Source organism: Methanimicrococcus hongohii (assembly GCF_032594095.1).
GTDB lineage: Archaea > Halobacteriota > Methanosarcinia > Methanosarcinales > Methanosarcinaceae > Methanimicrococcus > Methanimicrococcus hongohii.
In genome coordinates, this window is record NZ_CP131059.1 from 439828 (window position 1) to 456366 (window position 16539).

General features: G+C 36.7%; 15 protein-coding genes and 1 tRNA gene. 10 read left to right on the forward strand and 6 right to left on the reverse strand.

The features are described from left to right. Positions 1–177 precede the first annotated feature (177 nt). A complete protein-coding gene (locus MmiHf6_RS01990; protein WP_316558041.1) occupies positions 178–366 on the forward strand; it encodes a hypothetical protein in 189 nt (62 codons plus the stop codon). A gap of 280 nt (positions 367–646) precedes the next feature. On the opposite strand, the gene MmiHf6_RS01995 is transcribed toward MmiHf6_RS01990, so the two are convergent. Both MmiHf6_RS01995 and MmiHf6_RS02000 read right to left on the reverse strand, forming a co-directional pair. Then, a complete protein-coding gene (locus MmiHf6_RS01995; RefSeq protein WP_316558042.1) occupies positions 647–1336 on the reverse strand; it encodes a SatD family protein in 690 nt (229 codons plus the stop codon). Between the two features lie 132 nt (positions 1337–1468). Continuing rightward, positions 1469–1804 (reverse strand): hypothetical protein, encoded by a 336-nt coding sequence (locus tag MmiHf6_RS02000; RefSeq protein WP_316558043.1) that lies wholly within the window; start codon positions 1802–1804, stop codon positions 1469–1471. Positions 1805–2213: 409 nt separating this feature from the next. Here MmiHf6_RS02000 and MmiHf6_RS02005 point away from each other — a divergent pair, with 409 nt between their 5' ends. After that, positions 2214–3701: an aldehyde dehydrogenase family protein gene (locus tag MmiHf6_RS02005; RefSeq protein ID WP_316558044.1), complete on the forward strand. Its 1488-nt coding sequence runs from the start codon at positions 2214–2216 to the stop codon at positions 3699–3701. A gap of 170 nt (positions 3702–3871) precedes the next feature. After that, on the forward strand, positions 3872–5200 hold the full coding sequence (gene purT, locus MmiHf6_RS02010; protein ID WP_316558045.1) for a formate-dependent phosphoribosylglycinamide formyltransferase: 1329 nt from the start codon (positions 3872–3874) through the stop codon (positions 5198–5200). 115 nt (positions 5201–5315) lie between these two features. Here purT and MmiHf6_RS02015 read toward each other — a convergent pair whose 3' ends face one another. After that, positions 5316–7133 carry an ATP-binding protein gene (locus MmiHf6_RS02015; protein WP_316558046.1) on the reverse strand — a complete coding sequence of 606 codons (1818 nt, stop codon included), beginning with the start codon at positions 7131–7133 and terminating at the stop codon, positions 5316–5318. 5 nt (positions 7134–7138) lie between these two features. Beyond that, on the reverse strand, positions 7139–8326 hold the full coding sequence (locus tag MmiHf6_RS02020) for an SIR2 family protein (protein ID WP_316558047.1): 1188 nt from the start codon (positions 8324–8326) through the stop codon (positions 7139–7141). Between the two features lie 48 nt (positions 8327–8374). On the opposite strand from MmiHf6_RS02020, the gene MmiHf6_RS02025 reads away from it, so the two are divergent. Continuing rightward, positions 8375–8923, forward strand: coding sequence for a phosphoribosyltransferase family protein (locus tag MmiHf6_RS02025; RefSeq protein WP_316558048.1), 549 nt, complete (start codon positions 8375–8377; stop codon positions 8921–8923). A gap of 115 nt (positions 8924–9038) precedes the next feature. Here MmiHf6_RS02025 and MmiHf6_RS02030 read toward each other — a convergent pair whose 3' ends face one another. Together MmiHf6_RS02030 and MmiHf6_RS02035 are read right to left on the reverse strand one after the other, a co-directional pair. Continuing rightward, positions 9039–9401 carry an STAS-like domain-containing protein gene (locus tag MmiHf6_RS02030; RefSeq protein ID WP_316558049.1) on the reverse strand — a complete coding sequence of 121 codons (363 nt, stop codon included), beginning with the start codon at positions 9399–9401 and terminating at the stop codon, positions 9039–9041. Positions 9402–9695: 294 nt separating this feature from the next. Next, positions 9696–10694, reverse strand: a complete 999-nt coding sequence (locus MmiHf6_RS02035; protein WP_316558050.1) for an NOG1 family protein — start codon at positions 10692–10694, stop codon at positions 9696–9698. 605 nt (positions 10695–11299) lie between these two features. Here MmiHf6_RS02035 and MmiHf6_RS02040 point away from each other — a divergent pair. The 6 genes from MmiHf6_RS02040 to MmiHf6_RS02065 all read left to right on the forward strand — a co-directional run bounded on the left by MmiHf6_RS02040 (position 11300) and on the right by MmiHf6_RS02065 (position 16444). After that, on the forward strand, positions 11300–12175 hold the full coding sequence (locus MmiHf6_RS02040; protein ID WP_316558051.1) for a CBS domain-containing protein: 876 nt from the start codon (positions 11300–11302) through the stop codon (positions 12173–12175). A 336-nt stretch (positions 12176–12511) separates the two neighbouring features. Continuing rightward, on the forward strand, positions 12512–12634 hold the full coding sequence (locus tag MmiHf6_RS02045) for a hypothetical protein (protein WP_316558052.1): 123 nt from the start codon (positions 12512–12514) through the stop codon (positions 12632–12634). A 387-nt stretch (positions 12635–13021) separates the two neighbouring features. After that, positions 13022–14242 (forward strand): 12,18-didecarboxysiroheme deacetylase, encoded by a 1221-nt coding sequence (ahbC, locus tag MmiHf6_RS02050; RefSeq protein ID WP_316558053.1) that lies wholly within the window; start codon positions 13022–13024, stop codon positions 14240–14242. A 292-nt stretch (positions 14243–14534) separates the two neighbouring features. Beyond that, positions 14535–15608, forward strand: coding sequence for a uroporphyrinogen decarboxylase family protein (locus MmiHf6_RS02055; RefSeq protein ID WP_316558054.1), 1074 nt, complete (start codon positions 14535–14537; stop codon positions 15606–15608). A gap of 169 nt (positions 15609–15777) precedes the next feature. Beyond that, positions 15778–15862: transfer RNA gene (locus MmiHf6_RS02060), tRNA-Leu, on the forward strand. A 33-nt stretch (positions 15863–15895) separates the two neighbouring features. Next, positions 15896–16444, forward strand: coding sequence for a beta-class carbonic anhydrase (locus tag MmiHf6_RS02065; RefSeq protein WP_316558055.1), 549 nt, complete (start codon positions 15896–15898; stop codon positions 16442–16444). The last annotated feature ends 95 nt before the right edge of the window (positions 16445–16539 follow it).

Genomic DNA, 16539 nt, shown 5'->3' on the forward strand with positions numbered 1-16539 from the left:
GGCGTTCCGTTTTGAATAATTTTGATAAAAACGATGTTTCAATTCATTTTTGAAATTTGACTAAAAAGACAAAATACCGCCCCCGCAAGTCGAGATTCCCGTAGCGTAGCGAAGGGAATTGAGACTTGGCGGATTCTTCCCATACGAAACAAAAAATGCAAAACCGTCGACTGTAAATTGCTTTTCGGCTCATGCAAAGTGCTTTCTAACGCCTGTCTTTTACGGTTGCAGTTTCTGCCGAGACTGCCAGTCTGCAACTGTCTTTTAATGTTACAGTTCCTGCTGAGCCTGCTCGTCTGCGACTGTCTTTTAATGTTACTGCTGCCGATCAGTTTTCTGTTTCCGCTTGCATCTGCTCTTTTTTAAGAAATCCGTTCGCATTCGCGAACGTGCCGCTGTTACCTTCAGGTTTCTGTTGCGCTTGCCATCAGGTTTGCATTGCCGTTGCGGCTGCCCCCCGCCGCCACGCGCGAGCCACTCTATTTTTAAAACTAACTAAAATTTGCCATTCAATTTTTAAAACAAAATAAAACCTGTCGTTTGATTTTAAAAAAATAAATCAAAAATGAAGCCCGATTTTTTAGAAAATAAAAAAGAAAAATGAGAAAAAGAAAAAGAAAGAAAATTAAAAAAATCTCTAAATCTCTTATTCAACCTCAATTTCGCCCCATTCTTTTTGGAGCGCTTCGCTGATTGCTTTTCTTAAATTCAAATAATTGTAATAACCGCTTCTTTTCATATGAACATTCACGGCCGGAATCGAAATTTCAAACAAATCGGCGAGTTCTTTTTGCGGCACTTTTGTGTCATAGCCGTAGCGATAAATGCTTTCCCGAACAATATTTTTTTGCTTGTCCGTCCATCCTTTTTCAATAAAATCGCAAAGATTGAGGCTCTCGTTGATGACTTCAATCCACGTGTCTTTATTTCTTTCATTATCTTCCGTTTCAAAAAGAATTTTCGGGCGCGTGTAACTCTTATTTTTCTTCATTTGCTGAATCGCAAAGCCGGCATTCCAAAAAGCGGGACCGTCGGGGCGGTTGCTGCTGCGCTTGTTAATTCCCGAATAAATCGGACCGATGCCGATGCCGAAACAGAGTTCAAGCGGATCGGCTAAATATTCAATCTTATCTAAAATTTCAAGAACCGAAGATGCATTTTTGATCAAACCTTGGAATTCGTCGCCTAAAGTCAGTTTAAAATCAAAAGCAATGTCGTTTTTGTGTTCTTTGTTGATTTTTGTTAAAATCTCATCCACTTTTGTCTGCATTTCATACCGTTCTTTGTTGACCATTTTTTCGGCAGAAATAATGTTTCCGATAACCGCAAAATACATTTTTAACCAATCCGCTTTTTGAATTAAAATTTAATTTTCATTTTTATTTTAAAATTAATCTTTAAATTTTGAATTTTCAATCTTATTCGTTTTTTTAAATATTTAACTCATTTTTAATTAATTCATGATTTTTTAACTAAATATATTTAATTGATTCGCTGATTTTTTATTTAAAACAAAATTAATAATGCAAGGACAAGTTTTGAAAAGCAAAACAAAAATGGTGCAACTCGCGCGCGGCGGCTGGCAGCGGCGGCGGCTGCCGGAAGCGGCAACCCTGCAGTATCGGCACATTTCAGTGGCAGCGGAAGTGTAAACCGCAGCCAAGACGGCAATCACAAAAGACAGTTGCAGATTTGCAGGCTTAGCCGGTGCCGGCAGCAATAAAAGACAGTTGCAGATTGGCAGCCTTAGCAGGAGCTGAACACAGTTGAAAAAGCCGGCTGTTTTTAGCTTTTCATTTCGCATGGGAAAGAATCTCCATCTCCTCCTTCGCTCGCTTACGCTCGCGAACTCGTCGTTGGAGTGGCGGTATTTTGTTTTTTCAGTCAAATTTCAAAATGAATTGAAACATCGTCTTTTATCAAAATTATTCAAAACGGAACGCCTTCTTTTATCCAAAATCTAAAACAATTTTTAGGGTTTTATCGGGCGTTCGGGTTCACCGATTTTGAATATCGGATGTTTAGGTTTATCGAAACGATTAAAAAAATGACAAAATGAAAATCAATAAGAAGATTGAAATAAAAAGCATCATAACCTTTGAATACTTCATTTATTCAACTTTATCATTTCTTTATCATTTAAATCACAAAATTTTATTGGATTTCATTGAATTTTACTATTTAATCAAAAGAGATCAAGAGAGCGAAATCTTATGTTTATCGGCGGTGAAAAATACACTCCTTCTCATGCAAAATGCATTGATGTCATCAATCCCGCGACAGGCGAACTGATCGAATCTGTTCCTTCGGCAACGCCTGAAGATATTGAAAAAGCAATCCATTCATGCGCTCTTGCTTTTGAATCAAAATCGACGGGATCCGAATCAATTGAATCCAAAATTGCTGAACCCAAAACTGAATCTTGGTCTCAAAAATCCTATGCCGAAAGAAGCGCCGTTTTATCAAAAATTTCCGCCGCTTTAAAAGAAAAACGAACTTTAGAAAAATTGGCCGTCATCCTAACGAAAGAACAGGGAAAACCGCTGACTGAAGCGCGCCGCGAAATTGAAGGCGTCATCAACGTTATTGATTATTATATCGGCTTATCCTCTTCATTTCATACCGATTTTTTTGAAAACAAAAAAAATCAAAGCTATTCTTTTACAATCAAAAAACCGCTCGGCGTCTGCGCAATCATTTTGCCGTGGAATATGCCGGCGCTCATTTTATCCTGGAAATTGATTCCCGCGCTTTTGACGGGCAATACCTGCATCGTCAAACCGTCTTCCATTTGTCCGCTGACAGTTTTAGAAATTGCCGCCGTATTTCACAGTGCCGGACTTCCTGACGGCGTTTTTAACGTCGTGACCGGATCGGGCGAAGAAATCGGAAAACAATTGGCAGCATCTCCCGTGATTCGAAAAATTTCATTCACGGGAAGCGCCGAAGCCGGAAAATGCATCGCTCTTGAAGCGGCAAAATTCAATCAAAGAATAACGCTTGAACTCGGCGGCAGCGACGCCATGATCGTCTGCAACGATGTCGATGTCAAAGACTGCGCCGCAAAAGCCGTTCACGCCCGTTTCTTTAACGGCGGACAAGCCTGTATTTCTCCAAAACGCATTTTTGTCTTTGAATCCGTTTTTGATGATTTTACAGCGTCTGTTTTGGAATCGGTTTCCAAAATTCAAATCGGAAACGGTTTGTCCGAAAACACATCAATGGGACCGCTCAGCTCGGCCGGCGGTTTAAGACAAATGATTGAATTTACCGAAGAAGCGCGATCTGAAGGCGCAAAAATAATTGCCGGCGGCAAAATCCCCGACGGCGCCGAATTTGAGAACGGTTATTTTTTCGAGCCGACCGTAATTACAAATGTTCCGAAAAATTCTTGCCTGCTCAGAGAAGAAGTGTTCGGGCCGATCATGGTCATCAATCCCGTGAAAGATTTGGATGAAGCGATTTTTGAAGCAAACAATACCGATTTCGGACTCGGCGCTTCGATTTGGACCAACGATCTCAAACGCGCAAAACGCGGCGTTGAAGAGTTGAAAGCCGGCGTTGTTTGGGTCAACCAGCATGCAAAAGTGCTTCCCGAGTTGCCGTTTGGCGGCGTCAAAGACAGCGGATTCGGACGCGAAAACGGCTATGAATCATTGAATGATTACTTAGAAACGAAAACAGTCGTGTTTAAGTTTTGAATTTATTTATTCAATTTTAAATCTGTTTATTCAGTTATTGGATTTATTTAATTTCAATTTTTATTATTTATTCAACTTATATCATTTACAGAATTATTTAGCCCATATCATTTACAGAATTTAGATTTCAAAATAAATTTCAAAATAGATTTCAAAAACATGGTGATTTTTTGGTAACAATCGGCACTCCTCTCTCTGATACGGCAACCAAAGTTCTGCTCTGCGGCGCGGGCGAACTCGGCAAAGAAGTTGCCATCGAACTCCAGCGCCTCGGCGTTGAAGTTGTCGCGCTTGACCGCTACGCAAATGCGCCTGCCATGCAGGTCGCGCACCGCTCTTATGTTCTTCAAATGACGGACGGCGCAGCGCTTCGAGAAATTATCGAAAAAGAAATGCCGGATTTTATTGTTCCCGAAATTGAAGCCATCGCAACCGACACGCTTGCAGAAATCGAAAAATTCGGGATTCCCGGACAAACCAAAAAAATTCAAGTCGTGCCGTCGGCTAAAGCGGTTCAATTAACAATGAATCGCGAAGGCATCCGCCGTTTGGCCGCCGAAAAGCTGAAACTGAAAACATCAAAATATTATTTTGCCCAAACCGAAGAAGAAGTCAAAGCCGCCGCCGAAAAACTCGGTTTTCCGTGTTTGATCAAACCGATCATGAGTTCTTCCGGCAAAGGTCAAAGCGTCATTCGCGGCGCCAATCAAATCAAAGACGCGTTTGCCAAATCACAAAGAGAAGCACGCGGCAGTAGCACAGACGGCGCAGGCAGCACAAGCGGAACCGGCAACAAACCGATGAAAGTGATCGTTGAAGAATTCATTGAATTTGACTATGAAATCACTCTTTTGACTGTTCAAAGCGTTTCCGGAACGATTTTCTGCGAGCCGATCGGTCACATTCAAATTAATGGTGACTACCGCGAATCCTGGCAGCCGCAGAAAATGGATCCGGTTGCGCTCAAACGCGCTCGAAAAATTGCCGGCCAAATCACAAAGGCACTCGGCGGTTACGGTATTTTCGGCGTCGAACTTTTCGTGAAAGGCAAAACCGTTTATTTCAACGAAGTTTCTCCGCGCCCACACGATACGGGAATGGTGACAATGATTTCCCAGGATTTATCGGAATTCGCGCTTCACACGCGCGCTTTTTTGAACCTGCCGATTCCGGCCGAAAAAGTAACGAAAGGCAAAGGAAAGAAAAAAGAAAATAAAAGAAGTAAAGGAAACCAATCTTTTAAAGTTGTGAAACTCAACGGACCGTCCGCATCCAAAGCCATTTTCAGAACGGGAACATCGAATAAAATTTCGTATTCGGATTTGGATAAAGCTTTGGAAGAAAAAGACACGCAGATCCGATTGTTCGGAAAGCCAAAAATTAAAGGGGAACGGAGATTGGGTGTTGCTTTGGCGAAAGGAAAAAGTGTGAAAGAAGCAAGGAAGAAAGCTGAAAAAGTTGACAAAGCAATCAGTGTCAATTTTTATTATATAATGTGATTTTAAAGTTAAAATCTTGTAACGGATGATATCTTACTGTTGCTTAAACTAAAGAAAATGCTGTGAAAGAAACGAGAACGAAAGTAAAAACTGATACTTTCTGTTCTGTTTATTTTTATTTCCATAACTCAGATAGATCAATTGTATTACTTTGTGGTTGCAATTGTGAATTTAATATGTCAATTTGGGTCAATACAGGGAAATTGGCTGAAACGCCTGTAAATATACATACTCCTTGAGGTAATATTGGTATCATCTCATATGATGTGTTATCAATAAATGATACAGCTTTATTTATTGCTCTTAAATCTTCATTATTTACAAGTCGATGGATGAAATAATGATGTAATTGAGATATTATCGTTTCTGATATGTCTGAAGGCCTTTGACTTGCAATTGTTAGAAATACCCCAAATTTTCTTCCTTCTTTTATTATTTCTTCAAATGTTTCGAGTCTATAATCTTTCCATGTAGCACTTTCTCTTTCAGAAGTCTCAGATAAAATGGTATGAGCCTCATCAATTATTAAATGTAAACTTCCTTTTTTTTCTTTTAATTTATGTTTTTCATATTTATGTTTGCAAATTATTAATGGTATTATTTTTTTAAATTCAATATTTACATCTTCAAGATTATATATTTCAATATTTGATTCTTCAATATCAGCTATTTTAAAAATATTTTTTATTGATATTAACCTATTTTCAAATCTTCTGATAAAAGGTGCAATATGTTCTTCGTTTATTGATTGTCTTTGTAATTCATTAATGTAATTATATAGCATTGAATATTCAAAAAGTGAATAATTATCACATTTTATTATATTTCCATCTGTAAATAATTTCTCTATTAATGGATTAGTAATTTTATTTTCAAAATCTTCAAATTTATCGCAATATTGTTTATTGTTTCCATTTTCTATTACAATCGTCATTTTTCCATTTGCGGCATGAATATATAAAGTATCTAACATTTCTTGAAATTCTTCGGTTGATTTAAACATTAACTCTACTATTTTTTTAATTAGTCTGTTATGCGGTGTGATTAAATTTGGTTTTTCAAAATAACCATTTATTAACTTTGTAAATGTTTTTTTAAGTGTGCTAATATATTCATCCGAGTGCATATCTTCCTTTTTCTGAAATTTATACAATCGAATAGCTCTATTTAAAAATGGTCTCTGTGTCTTTTCTGTTGCTTCACAAATTATTGACCAAACATCAATATCTTCTAAAAATGAATCTTCTATACTAATTTTATCAGCATTATTTTTTCGAGTAGATAAATTTAATACTTTTTTTTCTTCGACAAAAGATGATTTGTATTCTCCATTAAAGTCTATAATTATAAAAGAACTTTTTTTAAAATTGGCATTAGTTTTGTATTTTTCAAAACATTCTGTATATATTTTTGCTAATGTGTTTGATTTTCCACTTCCGGTATTTCCAAATATTCCAATATGGCTGGCAAACAAAGAAATATCAACACAAAATTTCTGGCTTTTATAATCGTGTAATGTTCCAATACAAATTGATTTTTCTGGTTTTTCGCTCATCTTAAAAATTTCTTTGATCTCTTCGTTTTCAATAATATAAACATCTGAAAAAATCAATGGAATTTCAATTAATCCGCGTTTGAATTTGTTATTTTCCAAAACACCCAAAATGCTTACTTCAATAATTCGTTTAATTGATTCATTTTCTTTTGTAAAATCTGATAGATTTTCATATTTTTCAATATATTCACCTTCAATTCTACATATTACATTTGAAAAACCCTTTGGAATTTTTACATAACTTCCTACCGAAACATTTTTTACGATTTTTCCTTTATGAATTAAAATTGTACTATTTTTATTTTCAAATACATGAATTTTTATTTTTTTACCGTGTACACTAATTACTTCTCCGATTTTATAAAACTCAATTAACATAAAAATCACTTATTAAATATGCAGTTCAATATCTCATTCAAACGATTTAAATCTAAATTTTGAGGTTCTTTTAAATAAACATATGAAATATTTTCATTTTTTGAATTTTCAAATAATGATTTTATAGAATCCAATGATGACCTGTTATAACAAAATATTATTACTTTTAATGAAGGATTTATCAGAGATCTACGTGTAATTTCTAATATATGTTCATCTCTAAATGAGAAACCATTTACTAATAATATCGAATTTTCTTTTTCTAATTCATTTGAATATATTCTTAATAATTCATGATAATTTTTATCCAATAGTGTACTTGAAAACTTTTCTTTTGTTGGATTAACAATTAAAAAAGTTTCTTTATAGTCCTCCATCATAGCTTCATATTTGTTTAAATCACTAATCATTGTGTCCATTGAATCAGATTCTATGTAGTTCCCCAATTCAGTGCATAATCTATCACCATTTTTAAGCATTTCTTCTATATTTTCTTGTATTGTGTCGATTGAAAAAAGAGATGAATGTTCGTTATAGAAATTTTCAATTTTATCTTTGTAATTTGAATAAATGATGTTATCATCAGAATTTTTACACCATGTCAAAGAACCATGAATTTTTAAAATATTTACAGACGGAACTTCTGTTTTTTTGTTAGAGTATATTGCTTGTCGATAATACGATTTACTAAAATGGTCTGTTGAAAAATATGGATAAATTCGTCCTTCAAACCCATCATTATAAATAAAATCTCTATTGCTATCAAATATTATTTCCAAGATCGGGTCATAGTTTGTTGTAAATATATTTAATTGTCTTTCTATTACGGGATTACTTCTTTCTCGAAGTATTTTATAAAAAATCTTTCCAAAATTACGAAGCGAATCAAAATTTGCATTACTTGTAATATCCTTAGAAATTGGATGTATACAATTTCTAAAAAAAATCCAATATAGATATGAATTAAAAATTTGTTTTTTAGCATTATTGTTAGCATCAGTGTAATTTAAAGCCTTAATACATTCAAAGGCATTTTCATTATTATCTAATAGACCTAAAAAATGTGCTGAGAATCCTGCTCCTAATAATAAATTAATTCTTGAGCCAGAAAAAACCAATTTCAAATGATCTTTCATGTCATCATTTATTTTTATTTCGTTTTCTTCAATTTCTAAACACACTTCTTCTCTCATCGTTTAACAAACATTTTATTAATATAAATAGTATATCAATAGATTAATATGATTCAACCCTACCCGACTTATGAACTCAAAATTGCCGGTCTCACCCGCAATCTCCCGATTTGCCCCGTCAACGAACATTTAGATATCGCAGGCTTCGTCATTTTTTCCGACGTTGAACTGACAATCGCCTGCGTGACCGAACTTCTTCAAAAAGTTCCCGACTGTGACGTATTGTTAACAGCAGAATCTAAAGGTATTCCGCTGGCTTATGAAATGTCTCGACAATCAGGAAAGAAATACATTTTGGCGCGCAAAAGCAAAAAACTTTACATGCGCGATCCCGTCGCCGTTGACGTGAAATCTATCACAACAGAAAAAATGCAGACACTTTATTTGGATGCCGGAGATATGGAATACTTAAACGGCAAGCGTGTTTTGCTCATTGACGATGTCGTCAGCACAGGAGAATCCATGGCGGCCATGGAAGAATTATGTAAAGAAGCAGGCGGCATTGTCGTCGGTAAAGCCGCGATTTTGGCGGAAGGTGATGCCGGTGAGCGCGAAGATTTGATTTATCTTGAAAAATTGCCGCTTTTTTTCAAATAAATTTTTGATATTTTTTAGATGACAAATCTTGAAAAATATTATAATTATTTCAATTTTTGTCTTATTTTAATTAATTCAAAAATAATTAACTATTTTTGTCTAATTATTTTTAAACTTAAAAGAATTCCTCAAGAATTTCAGCGTGTATTTCTTCACGAGCTTTTCTCATTTCAGGCGTTAAACTGTAATATTCAACGGCTCCCTCATAAGACAAACTGTATGCAGCTTCACCGACACTTGTTAAATTTATGACTTTGATTTTGCTGTCATATTCTTTTTTGCTCATAAATTCCAAAAAAGGAGCTAATGCGACATTAAAAAAGAAAGTCGCATACATTTCAATTCCTTCAAAATCGATGATAATCGGCTCATTATTTTTATCGGCATTATTAATCGCATTACGGACAAGAGAATTTAAAATATCGGCATCTGAACCTGTAAAACCCGTGGATATGTGTTCTTTTACTAAAATTTTCATAATTTTGCCTCTTCTTTTTGAAATTTTATTGTCGGGAAGTCAATTCGAAATCAATAAATTCTTTGTATATATACTCTTTTAAATTTTTAAAAAAGTAATGTTTTTATAGACCGATAGTTTCCGAAGTTGATTTTTGAAAATTAAAGCTTTATAAAATTAAGAATCAGAGACGAAAAATGATAAGTAAAATTGCAAGAAATGAAAAAGAAAAACCAAGTTGAAAAAAATCAAGTTAAAAAGAAAACAGAAAAAGAAATAAAAATATCAAAAAGAAAATGATTGATATTTCAATCTTTAAAAATCATCTCGAAGCGGCGGCATTTCTTCGAATTTCGGCTCGACTTTGGGAAGCATTTCAATCAATTTTTCTGTCAATACATCAATTCCTTCGCCCGTCATTGTTGAAATCACATATTCGATCTCATCCGGCTTTTTAAATTCATCGCGATCGGATTTGTTGGCGGCAATAATTGACGGAATCGCAAACTGATCCTGAATTTCATGCGCCAGCTTCAGCTGAGCCGTGAGGTCATAACCGCAGCTTTCGCTCGGGTCAATTAAAATGAGAACAATGGCATCCAAGCGGCGCAAAGCGGTAATTGCCTGAAGCTCGATTTCATTTCTTTCGGACATCGGGCGGTCCAAAAGGCCGGGCGTGTCAATGATTTGGTAGCGAATGTTGTTTTTTTCCATGTGACCGATCAAAATGCCTTTTGTCGTGAAAGGATAAGAGGCAACTTCGGGCGTTGCGTTTGTCACGGCTGTGACAAAACTGGATTTTCCGACATTCGGGTAACCGGCAACGATAATGGTCGGCTCTTCTCTGACATCCGGAAGTTTTCTCAAAATGTTTCGAGCTTCGCCGAGAAGCAACAAATCTTTGCTGACGGATCCGACAATCGAACTCATGCGCCCGAACGCTTCTTTTCTCGGAACATCCGGCGTTTTGTTGCCGCGGATTTTTCCGATGTATTCGCGCGACATCGTATGAATTTTTTCGGAAGCCCATTTCACGTTGTTGAGCGCCTTTTTCAAATCATCGACGCCGATTAAAATGTCGGTTAAATCATAATAAAAAGGAGAAATCTGATCAAAACTCGGAAACATTTTGTTGATGCTTTTTAAATTATCCGATAAAATGTTGGCGGCGGTCAAAAGCATCGCTTCATTCGCCTCGCAGCGGGTGGTGGGACCGTCAATTGTTTTGCCGGCCATTGTTCTGACGGAACGGCTGAAAGCTTTGTCCAAAAGCTCCTCCGACGTCGGAATAGTTTTAATTTTTTCAAAAATCATAATAAAACCTGAAATCAGTTAATCTTTTTAGAAACGCTACATAGATAAATGAAGTAGATAAGCTTTCTTATACTTTTTATGCTCTTTTATGCACTTTATATTTTTTCAGTATTTTCATTTTTTGACTGTTTCTGTTTCGGCAGACTTCCGTCAGGTTGCGCCGCGCGCGAACTGCATAAATTTTAAAAAATAATTGAAAAGAAATTTTCATTTTTGAAAAATAATTGAAAAGAATAGGCATTTTGTTATTGATTTTTATTATTGACGGATATTGCAATCATTTCATTTGAAAAGATTTTTTTTCAAAAATACATTAATTATATATATTCTAATTAATAATTATATTGAAATTCAAAAATTGGATTGTTAACATAACATTTATAAATATATTCTATTGAATAAAAATATCATCTGAAATATATGTAAAATGGCTCTGAATATTTGTAAACTGTCGAAAATGGATTTATATAGATAAATGTACTAAATGTAATTTACATATTTGATGATTATTAATTATTTCTTAATAAATTATTTCAATCAAGCAATCCGGTCAGACTGTTCAGCTTGTTCAGCTTTTTGTCACGGATCAGCATTAAGTGGTAATCATGGATTTAACAGCGATACAAAAGGACATTTTAACGGCTTTAGTCAACTTACAGCGTCAAAAAGAAGCTGCCGTCAAAGGTGAAGAAATTGCGGATTTAATTCACAGAAATCCAGGCACGATTCGAAACCAAATGCAGCTTTTAAAAGCGCTCGGCCTTGTAGAAGGCGTTCCGGGACCCAAAGGCGGCTACCGCCCGACAGGCGAAGCATATCAGGCACTTGACATTGAAGTGATGGATGAAGAAATGGTTGTTCCGGTTTACCGCAACGGAACGGCTGTCAATAACACAACGACGGCTGAAATTTCGTTCACAACTGTTCGCAATCCCGAAAAATGCAAAGGTATTGTCAAAATCATCGGAAACATTAAAGACTTCAATGCCGGCGACCAAATTCAGGTCGGCCCGACGCCTGTTAACCGTCTCACCGTCCGCGGTGAAGTTTACGGCCGCGACGACAGCAACAACCTGATTTTGATCAACATCACTGAAATGGTTTCACTGCCGAAGAAACATGTGAAATTCTATATGAAACCTTTAACGCTTGCCGTCAAAAGTGATCAGGATTTACAAGAAGTTTCAAGACATTTCATTGCCAAAAACCTTCACGGCGCCGCTGTTGAAGACAACGGCAAAATCGTCGGCGTCATCACGACAACCGATGTGACAAAAGCGGTTGCAACAAACAAATTAGATATCAAAGCCAAAGATGTGATGACCAAAGAACTCATTACAGTCGACGGCGAAATGCAGCTTTACGATGTTGTCCGCCTGTTCCATAAATACAACATCGGTCAGCTTGTTGTGACGGTTGACGGCATTCCGAAAGGCATTTTGTCAAAAACGGATGTCATGAACGAATTAGCTGTCTACTGAATTTGTTTTTTGTATTATATTGGTTTTAAATTGAAAAATTTAAAATCAAACTTTTTTTCTTTATTTTTTGTTTTAATTGCTTTTAGTTTATTTTGATTTATTTTTTGAGTTTTAACTCCTTTCGAATTAATTTTTTGCAATTGATTCAATTTGATTTAATTTTTTAACATTTACCTAATTCAGTTTAAATTTTTACAATTAATTTCATTAATCTAATTTTTTCGATTTTAATCAATTTTGATCATTTTATTATTTTTAATTGTTTAAGGTTTATTCAATCATTTTTAATTAAATTCGGTTAATCTGTCCAGAGTTTCTGTTTGCAGTTGGAGGGAGGTGTTTGTTTGCAGTTGGAGGGTGGTGTTTGTTTCCGCTTGGAGGGCGGCGTTTATTGAAAAATCGCTTACGCGATTTTTTGCGCCGCCGCGCGCGAGCTGCATAAATTTTTCAAAAAAATAAAAACGGCAGATGGTTTTTACAAAAAGTAAAACCGGGAGACTGTTTTTTCAAAAAATAATCAAAAATTTGAAATGAGTTATATCAAAATCAATTAAAAATTTAAAATCATTCTTTCAAAAACAAAAAAATATGCTGAAATGAATATAATTATCAAACTTTATATGAAAATCAAAGACTTAATGAAACAAAACGTAATAAACATTCATGATGGAAATAACAACTCAAAAACAGCAACAGTAAGTCGTTTTGGGTATGTTTTTGTTTCTGTACTTGTCGAATCGAAAAATTGTGAATCGAGCGAAGAAGTTTTGTGCTGCCGAATTGCCGTCGGCGCAAACAATCTTTTTTTGAGAAAGGTATTTAATGATTATTGTATAAGTATGGGTCATGATTGGTATTTCTAAATTATATTGCGGTACCGTCGAGCCTTCTGATGCTCTTCGATATAACCGCGATTCAAAAAAGTTACCGTCACATCTGCTTCAGTTTTCAAAGGACAAAAAACCTGTTGTCGTGTGGAACATGACAAAAAGATGCAATCTGGGCTGCGTTCACTGCTATGCGCAGGCGGTCAACCCGGAAGAAGTCGACAAAACGGAACTCACAACGGAAGAGGGTAAGGCTTTAATTGATGATTTGGCTGAATTCGGGTCGCCTGTCATGCTGTTTTCAGGCGGCGAGCCGCTGCTTCGCGAAGATTTGGTGGAATTGGCTCAATACGCAAAAGACAAAGGCATGCGCGCCGTGATTTCAACAAACGGAACGCTCATCACAAAAGAAAAAGCGCGCCAGTTAAAAGACGTCGGCCTTTCATATGTCGGCATTTCATTAGACGGCATGCCGGACGTGAATGACCGATTCAGATGCCATGACGGCGCTTTCAACGAAGCAATCCGCGGCCTTAAAAATTGTCAGGAAGAAGGCATCAAAGTCGGTCTTCGCTTTACGATTAATAAACACAATGTCCGCGAAATTCCCGCAATTTTCGAATTCTTAGAACGCGAAAAAATTCCGCGTATTTGTTTCTATCACTTAGTTTACGCCGGCCGCGGCAGCAAAATGGTTGAAGAAGATTTAACGCATGAAGAGACGCGAAAAGTCGTTGACCTCATCATGGACAAAACCGCGGAAATGCACGCCAGAGGATTCAAAGCGGAAGTTTTAACTGTTGACAATCACTGCGACGCCCCTTACATTTATATGCGCCTTCTCAAAGAAAATCCCGAACGCGCCGCCGATGTTTATGAACTTTTGGAAATGAACCAAGGCAATTCAACCGGTATCGGAATCGGCTGTGTTTCCTGGAACGGCGATGTTCATCCCGATCAATTTTGGCGCCATTATACATTCGGAAATGTTCGCGAAAGAAAGTTTTCTGAAATCTGGACCGACACAAGCGATCCGCTTATGGCCGGCCTCAAAGACCGCAAAGATCTGCTTCGCGCAAACGCGCCCAAATGCGCCCGCTGCCGGTGGCTGGATGTTTGTAACGGCAACTTCCGCGTCAGAGCAGAAGCCGTGACAGGAAACGTTTGGGGAGACGATCCCGCCTGTTATTTTACGGAAGAAGAAATCACACAAAAACCCGAAACGAAAAAACCTGAATAAACAGGTTTCTTCATTCATTTTTTGTTTTTTACTTTTTCATTTTGTTATTTTTCATTTTGTTATTTTTCATTTTGTTATTTTTCATTTTGTTATTTTTCAAATTTCATTTTTTCTATTTTCCGGTTTTTCTATTTCTTTCATTTATTTTTCTTACTTTTCATTTCGATTTTTTTGTTTAAAATTAAATGTTTTAAATTCGCAAACAGAATATCCAAATATTTTATTCAATTAATTCATATATTATGTCAATTATAATTATTATTGAAAAACGGATTAAACGGAGGTAAATGACATGACAAACAAAATGACATCTGCCGAGCGTATGGCAGCTTTAATTTCAGGGCAAAAACCTGATCGTATACCTGTTATTCCGTTTATTTCGGGATACAGCACCAAAATTACCGGTATTTCTCTCGGTGACTTTTATGCCGATGCAGACAAATGTTTTGAAGCGCAAATGGCTTCCATGCGCCTTCACGGCTATGAACAGACACCGATGTACGGCTACGCTTCCTGCGGCGCATGGGAATTCGGCGGCGAAATCGGCTTCCCTTACAAAAAAGGACAAGGCGCCCCTTACGTTGTAAAACATCCTGTCAATGAAATCGAAGACATTGAAAAACTTGAAGTTCCTGATTTTGAAAAAGAACTGCCGGGCGCCTACAAAATTGCTGACAGAGTCGCGACCAGATGCGCAGAACACAGTATGCCTGTCACCATTCAGACGGGTAGCAATTTTACCGCGGCTTCGGTTGTTGCAAACACATCTGAATTCATCACCTGGCTCATCATCGACCCTAAAGCCATTCATCTTCTTTTGGACAAAGTCAGTGACATGTTTATCAACGCTTTAGATTTTTTTGCGGACAAATATGGTTCTGAAACACTGATGCCGTTTGACGGCGGACCGTCCGAATCCAATAATATGATCCCGCCGGCAATGTTTGAAGAATTCGTATATCCGTATATGAAAAAAGTTCACAGTCACATCAAAGACCTGGGCATCAATACCGTTTTGATGCATCCCTGCGCCGACCAAAACTTAAATCTTCCTTATTATGAAAAATTAAGAAAAGAATTGAATTGGTCGGGAAAATATTTCTGGATTTTCGGGCCGGAAACACCAATCAAAGATCAAATAAAAGTTTTCGGAGATCACGATATTGTCTGCGGAAACATTAATCCGCCGCTCTTTTTGACACAGCCGTATGAAGAAGTGGTGGAAATTTGCCGAAAAACAATTGAAGAAGGCATTCATTCACCTTCAGGATTTGTTCTTGCGCCCGGCTGCGAGTTTCCGGTCGATGCCGATCCGATAAAAGTAATGGCAATGGTGGATGCTGCCGATCAATACGGCAGAATGTGAATAATAAATCAAATTCTGGCCTTATTTCCTTTTTTTCTTTTCAATTTTTTCATTTTACTTTTTCATTTTATTTTTTCATTTTCATTTTTTTATTCATTTTTCCTTTCCGTCATTGCTTTATATCCTGTTGCCCTGTTATATCCATTCTTTCCGTTTTTAACTTCAAATTGCAGGGGTTGCCGAGCTTGGTCAAAGGCGCAGGGCTTAGGACCCTGTTCTGTAGAGATCCGCGGGTTCGAATCCCGTCCCCTGCATTCAAAAACAGAATTGTTACAGAGGTTTAGAAAATGTCGCTTATCAATGAAATCCTGGAATTCAACAAAAATTTTGTTGAAAATAAAGAATATGAAACCTTTAACACAACTCGATTTCCAAGTAAACGCATTGCCGTTCTTTCCTGTATGGACACGCGCCTGACAGAATTACTGCCGGCCGCGCTCAATTTTAAAAACGGCGACATTAAAATCATTACAAATGCCGGCGCCATGATCACGCATCCGTACGGCAGTGTTATGAGAAGCATGCTGGTTGCGATTTACGAACTCGGTGTTCGGGAAATCATGGTTATCGGCCATTACGGCTGCGGCATGAAAAATTTAGACGGCTGCGAACTGATTCGAAAAATGAGAGCGCATAATATTCCCAAAGAAAATATTGAAGCGGTTTTAGCCGACGGTGTTGATATTCACAAATGGCTGGACGGATTTGAAGACTCGGAAAAATCGGTTATGGAAACCGTCAATGTAATCAAAAATCACCCGCTGATTCCCGCCGAAGTCGAAGTTTTCGGATTTTTGATCGATCCGCACACGGGAAAGCTTGACAGGCTGGAATAATCATAGAATAATCAAATTTTTGAAAAATAATTTTGTGTTCAATCACAAATAAAAAATAAAAAAATTAAAACAAAAAATTAAAACAACAATTTTAA

What these genes read in the sequence shown, in the direction of transcription:
- MmiHf6_RS02030 (WP_316558049.1), bottom strand. Translation starts at nt 9,401, where the DNA reads ATGAAAATTTTAGTAAAAGAACACATATCCACGGGTTTTACAGGTTCA.
- ahbC (WP_316558053.1), top strand. Translation starts at nt 13,022, where the DNA reads ATGATTGGTATTTCTAAATTATATTGCGGTACCGTCGAGCCTTCTGAT.
- MmiHf6_RS02025 (WP_316558048.1), top strand. Translation starts at nt 8,375, where the DNA reads ATGATTCAACCCTACCCGACTTATGAACTCAAAATTGCCGGTCTCACC.
- MmiHf6_RS02065 (WP_316558055.1), top strand. Translation starts at nt 15,896, where the DNA reads ATGTCGCTTATCAATGAAATCCTGGAATTCAACAAAAATTTTGTTGAA.
- MmiHf6_RS02055 (WP_316558054.1), top strand. Translation starts at nt 14,535, where the DNA reads ATGACAAACAAAATGACATCTGCCGAGCGTATGGCAGCTTTAATTTCA.
- MmiHf6_RS02035 (WP_316558050.1), bottom strand. Translation starts at nt 10,694, where the DNA reads ATGATTTTTGAAAAAATTAAAACTATTCCGACGTCGGAGGAGCTTTTG.
- MmiHf6_RS02040 (WP_316558051.1), top strand. Translation starts at nt 11,300, where the DNA reads ATGGATTTAACAGCGATACAAAAGGACATTTTAACGGCTTTAGTCAAC.
- MmiHf6_RS01995 (WP_316558042.1), bottom strand. Translation starts at nt 1,336, where the DNA reads ATGTATTTTGCGGTTATCGGAAACATTATTTCTGCCGAAAAAATGGTC.
- MmiHf6_RS02005 (WP_316558044.1), top strand. Translation starts at nt 2,214, where the DNA reads ATGTTTATCGGCGGTGAAAAATACACTCCTTCTCATGCAAAATGCATT.
- MmiHf6_RS02020 (WP_316558047.1), bottom strand. Translation starts at nt 8,326, where the DNA reads ATGAGAGAAGAAGTGTGTTTAGAAATTGAAGAAAACGAAATAAAAATA.
- MmiHf6_RS02000 (WP_316558043.1), bottom strand. Translation starts at nt 1,804, where the DNA reads ATGCGAAATGAAAAGCTAAAAACAGCCGGCTTTTTCAACTGTGTTCAG.
- MmiHf6_RS02015 (WP_316558046.1), bottom strand. Translation starts at nt 7,133, where the DNA reads ATGTTAATTGAGTTTTATAAAATCGGAGAAGTAATTAGTGTACACGGT.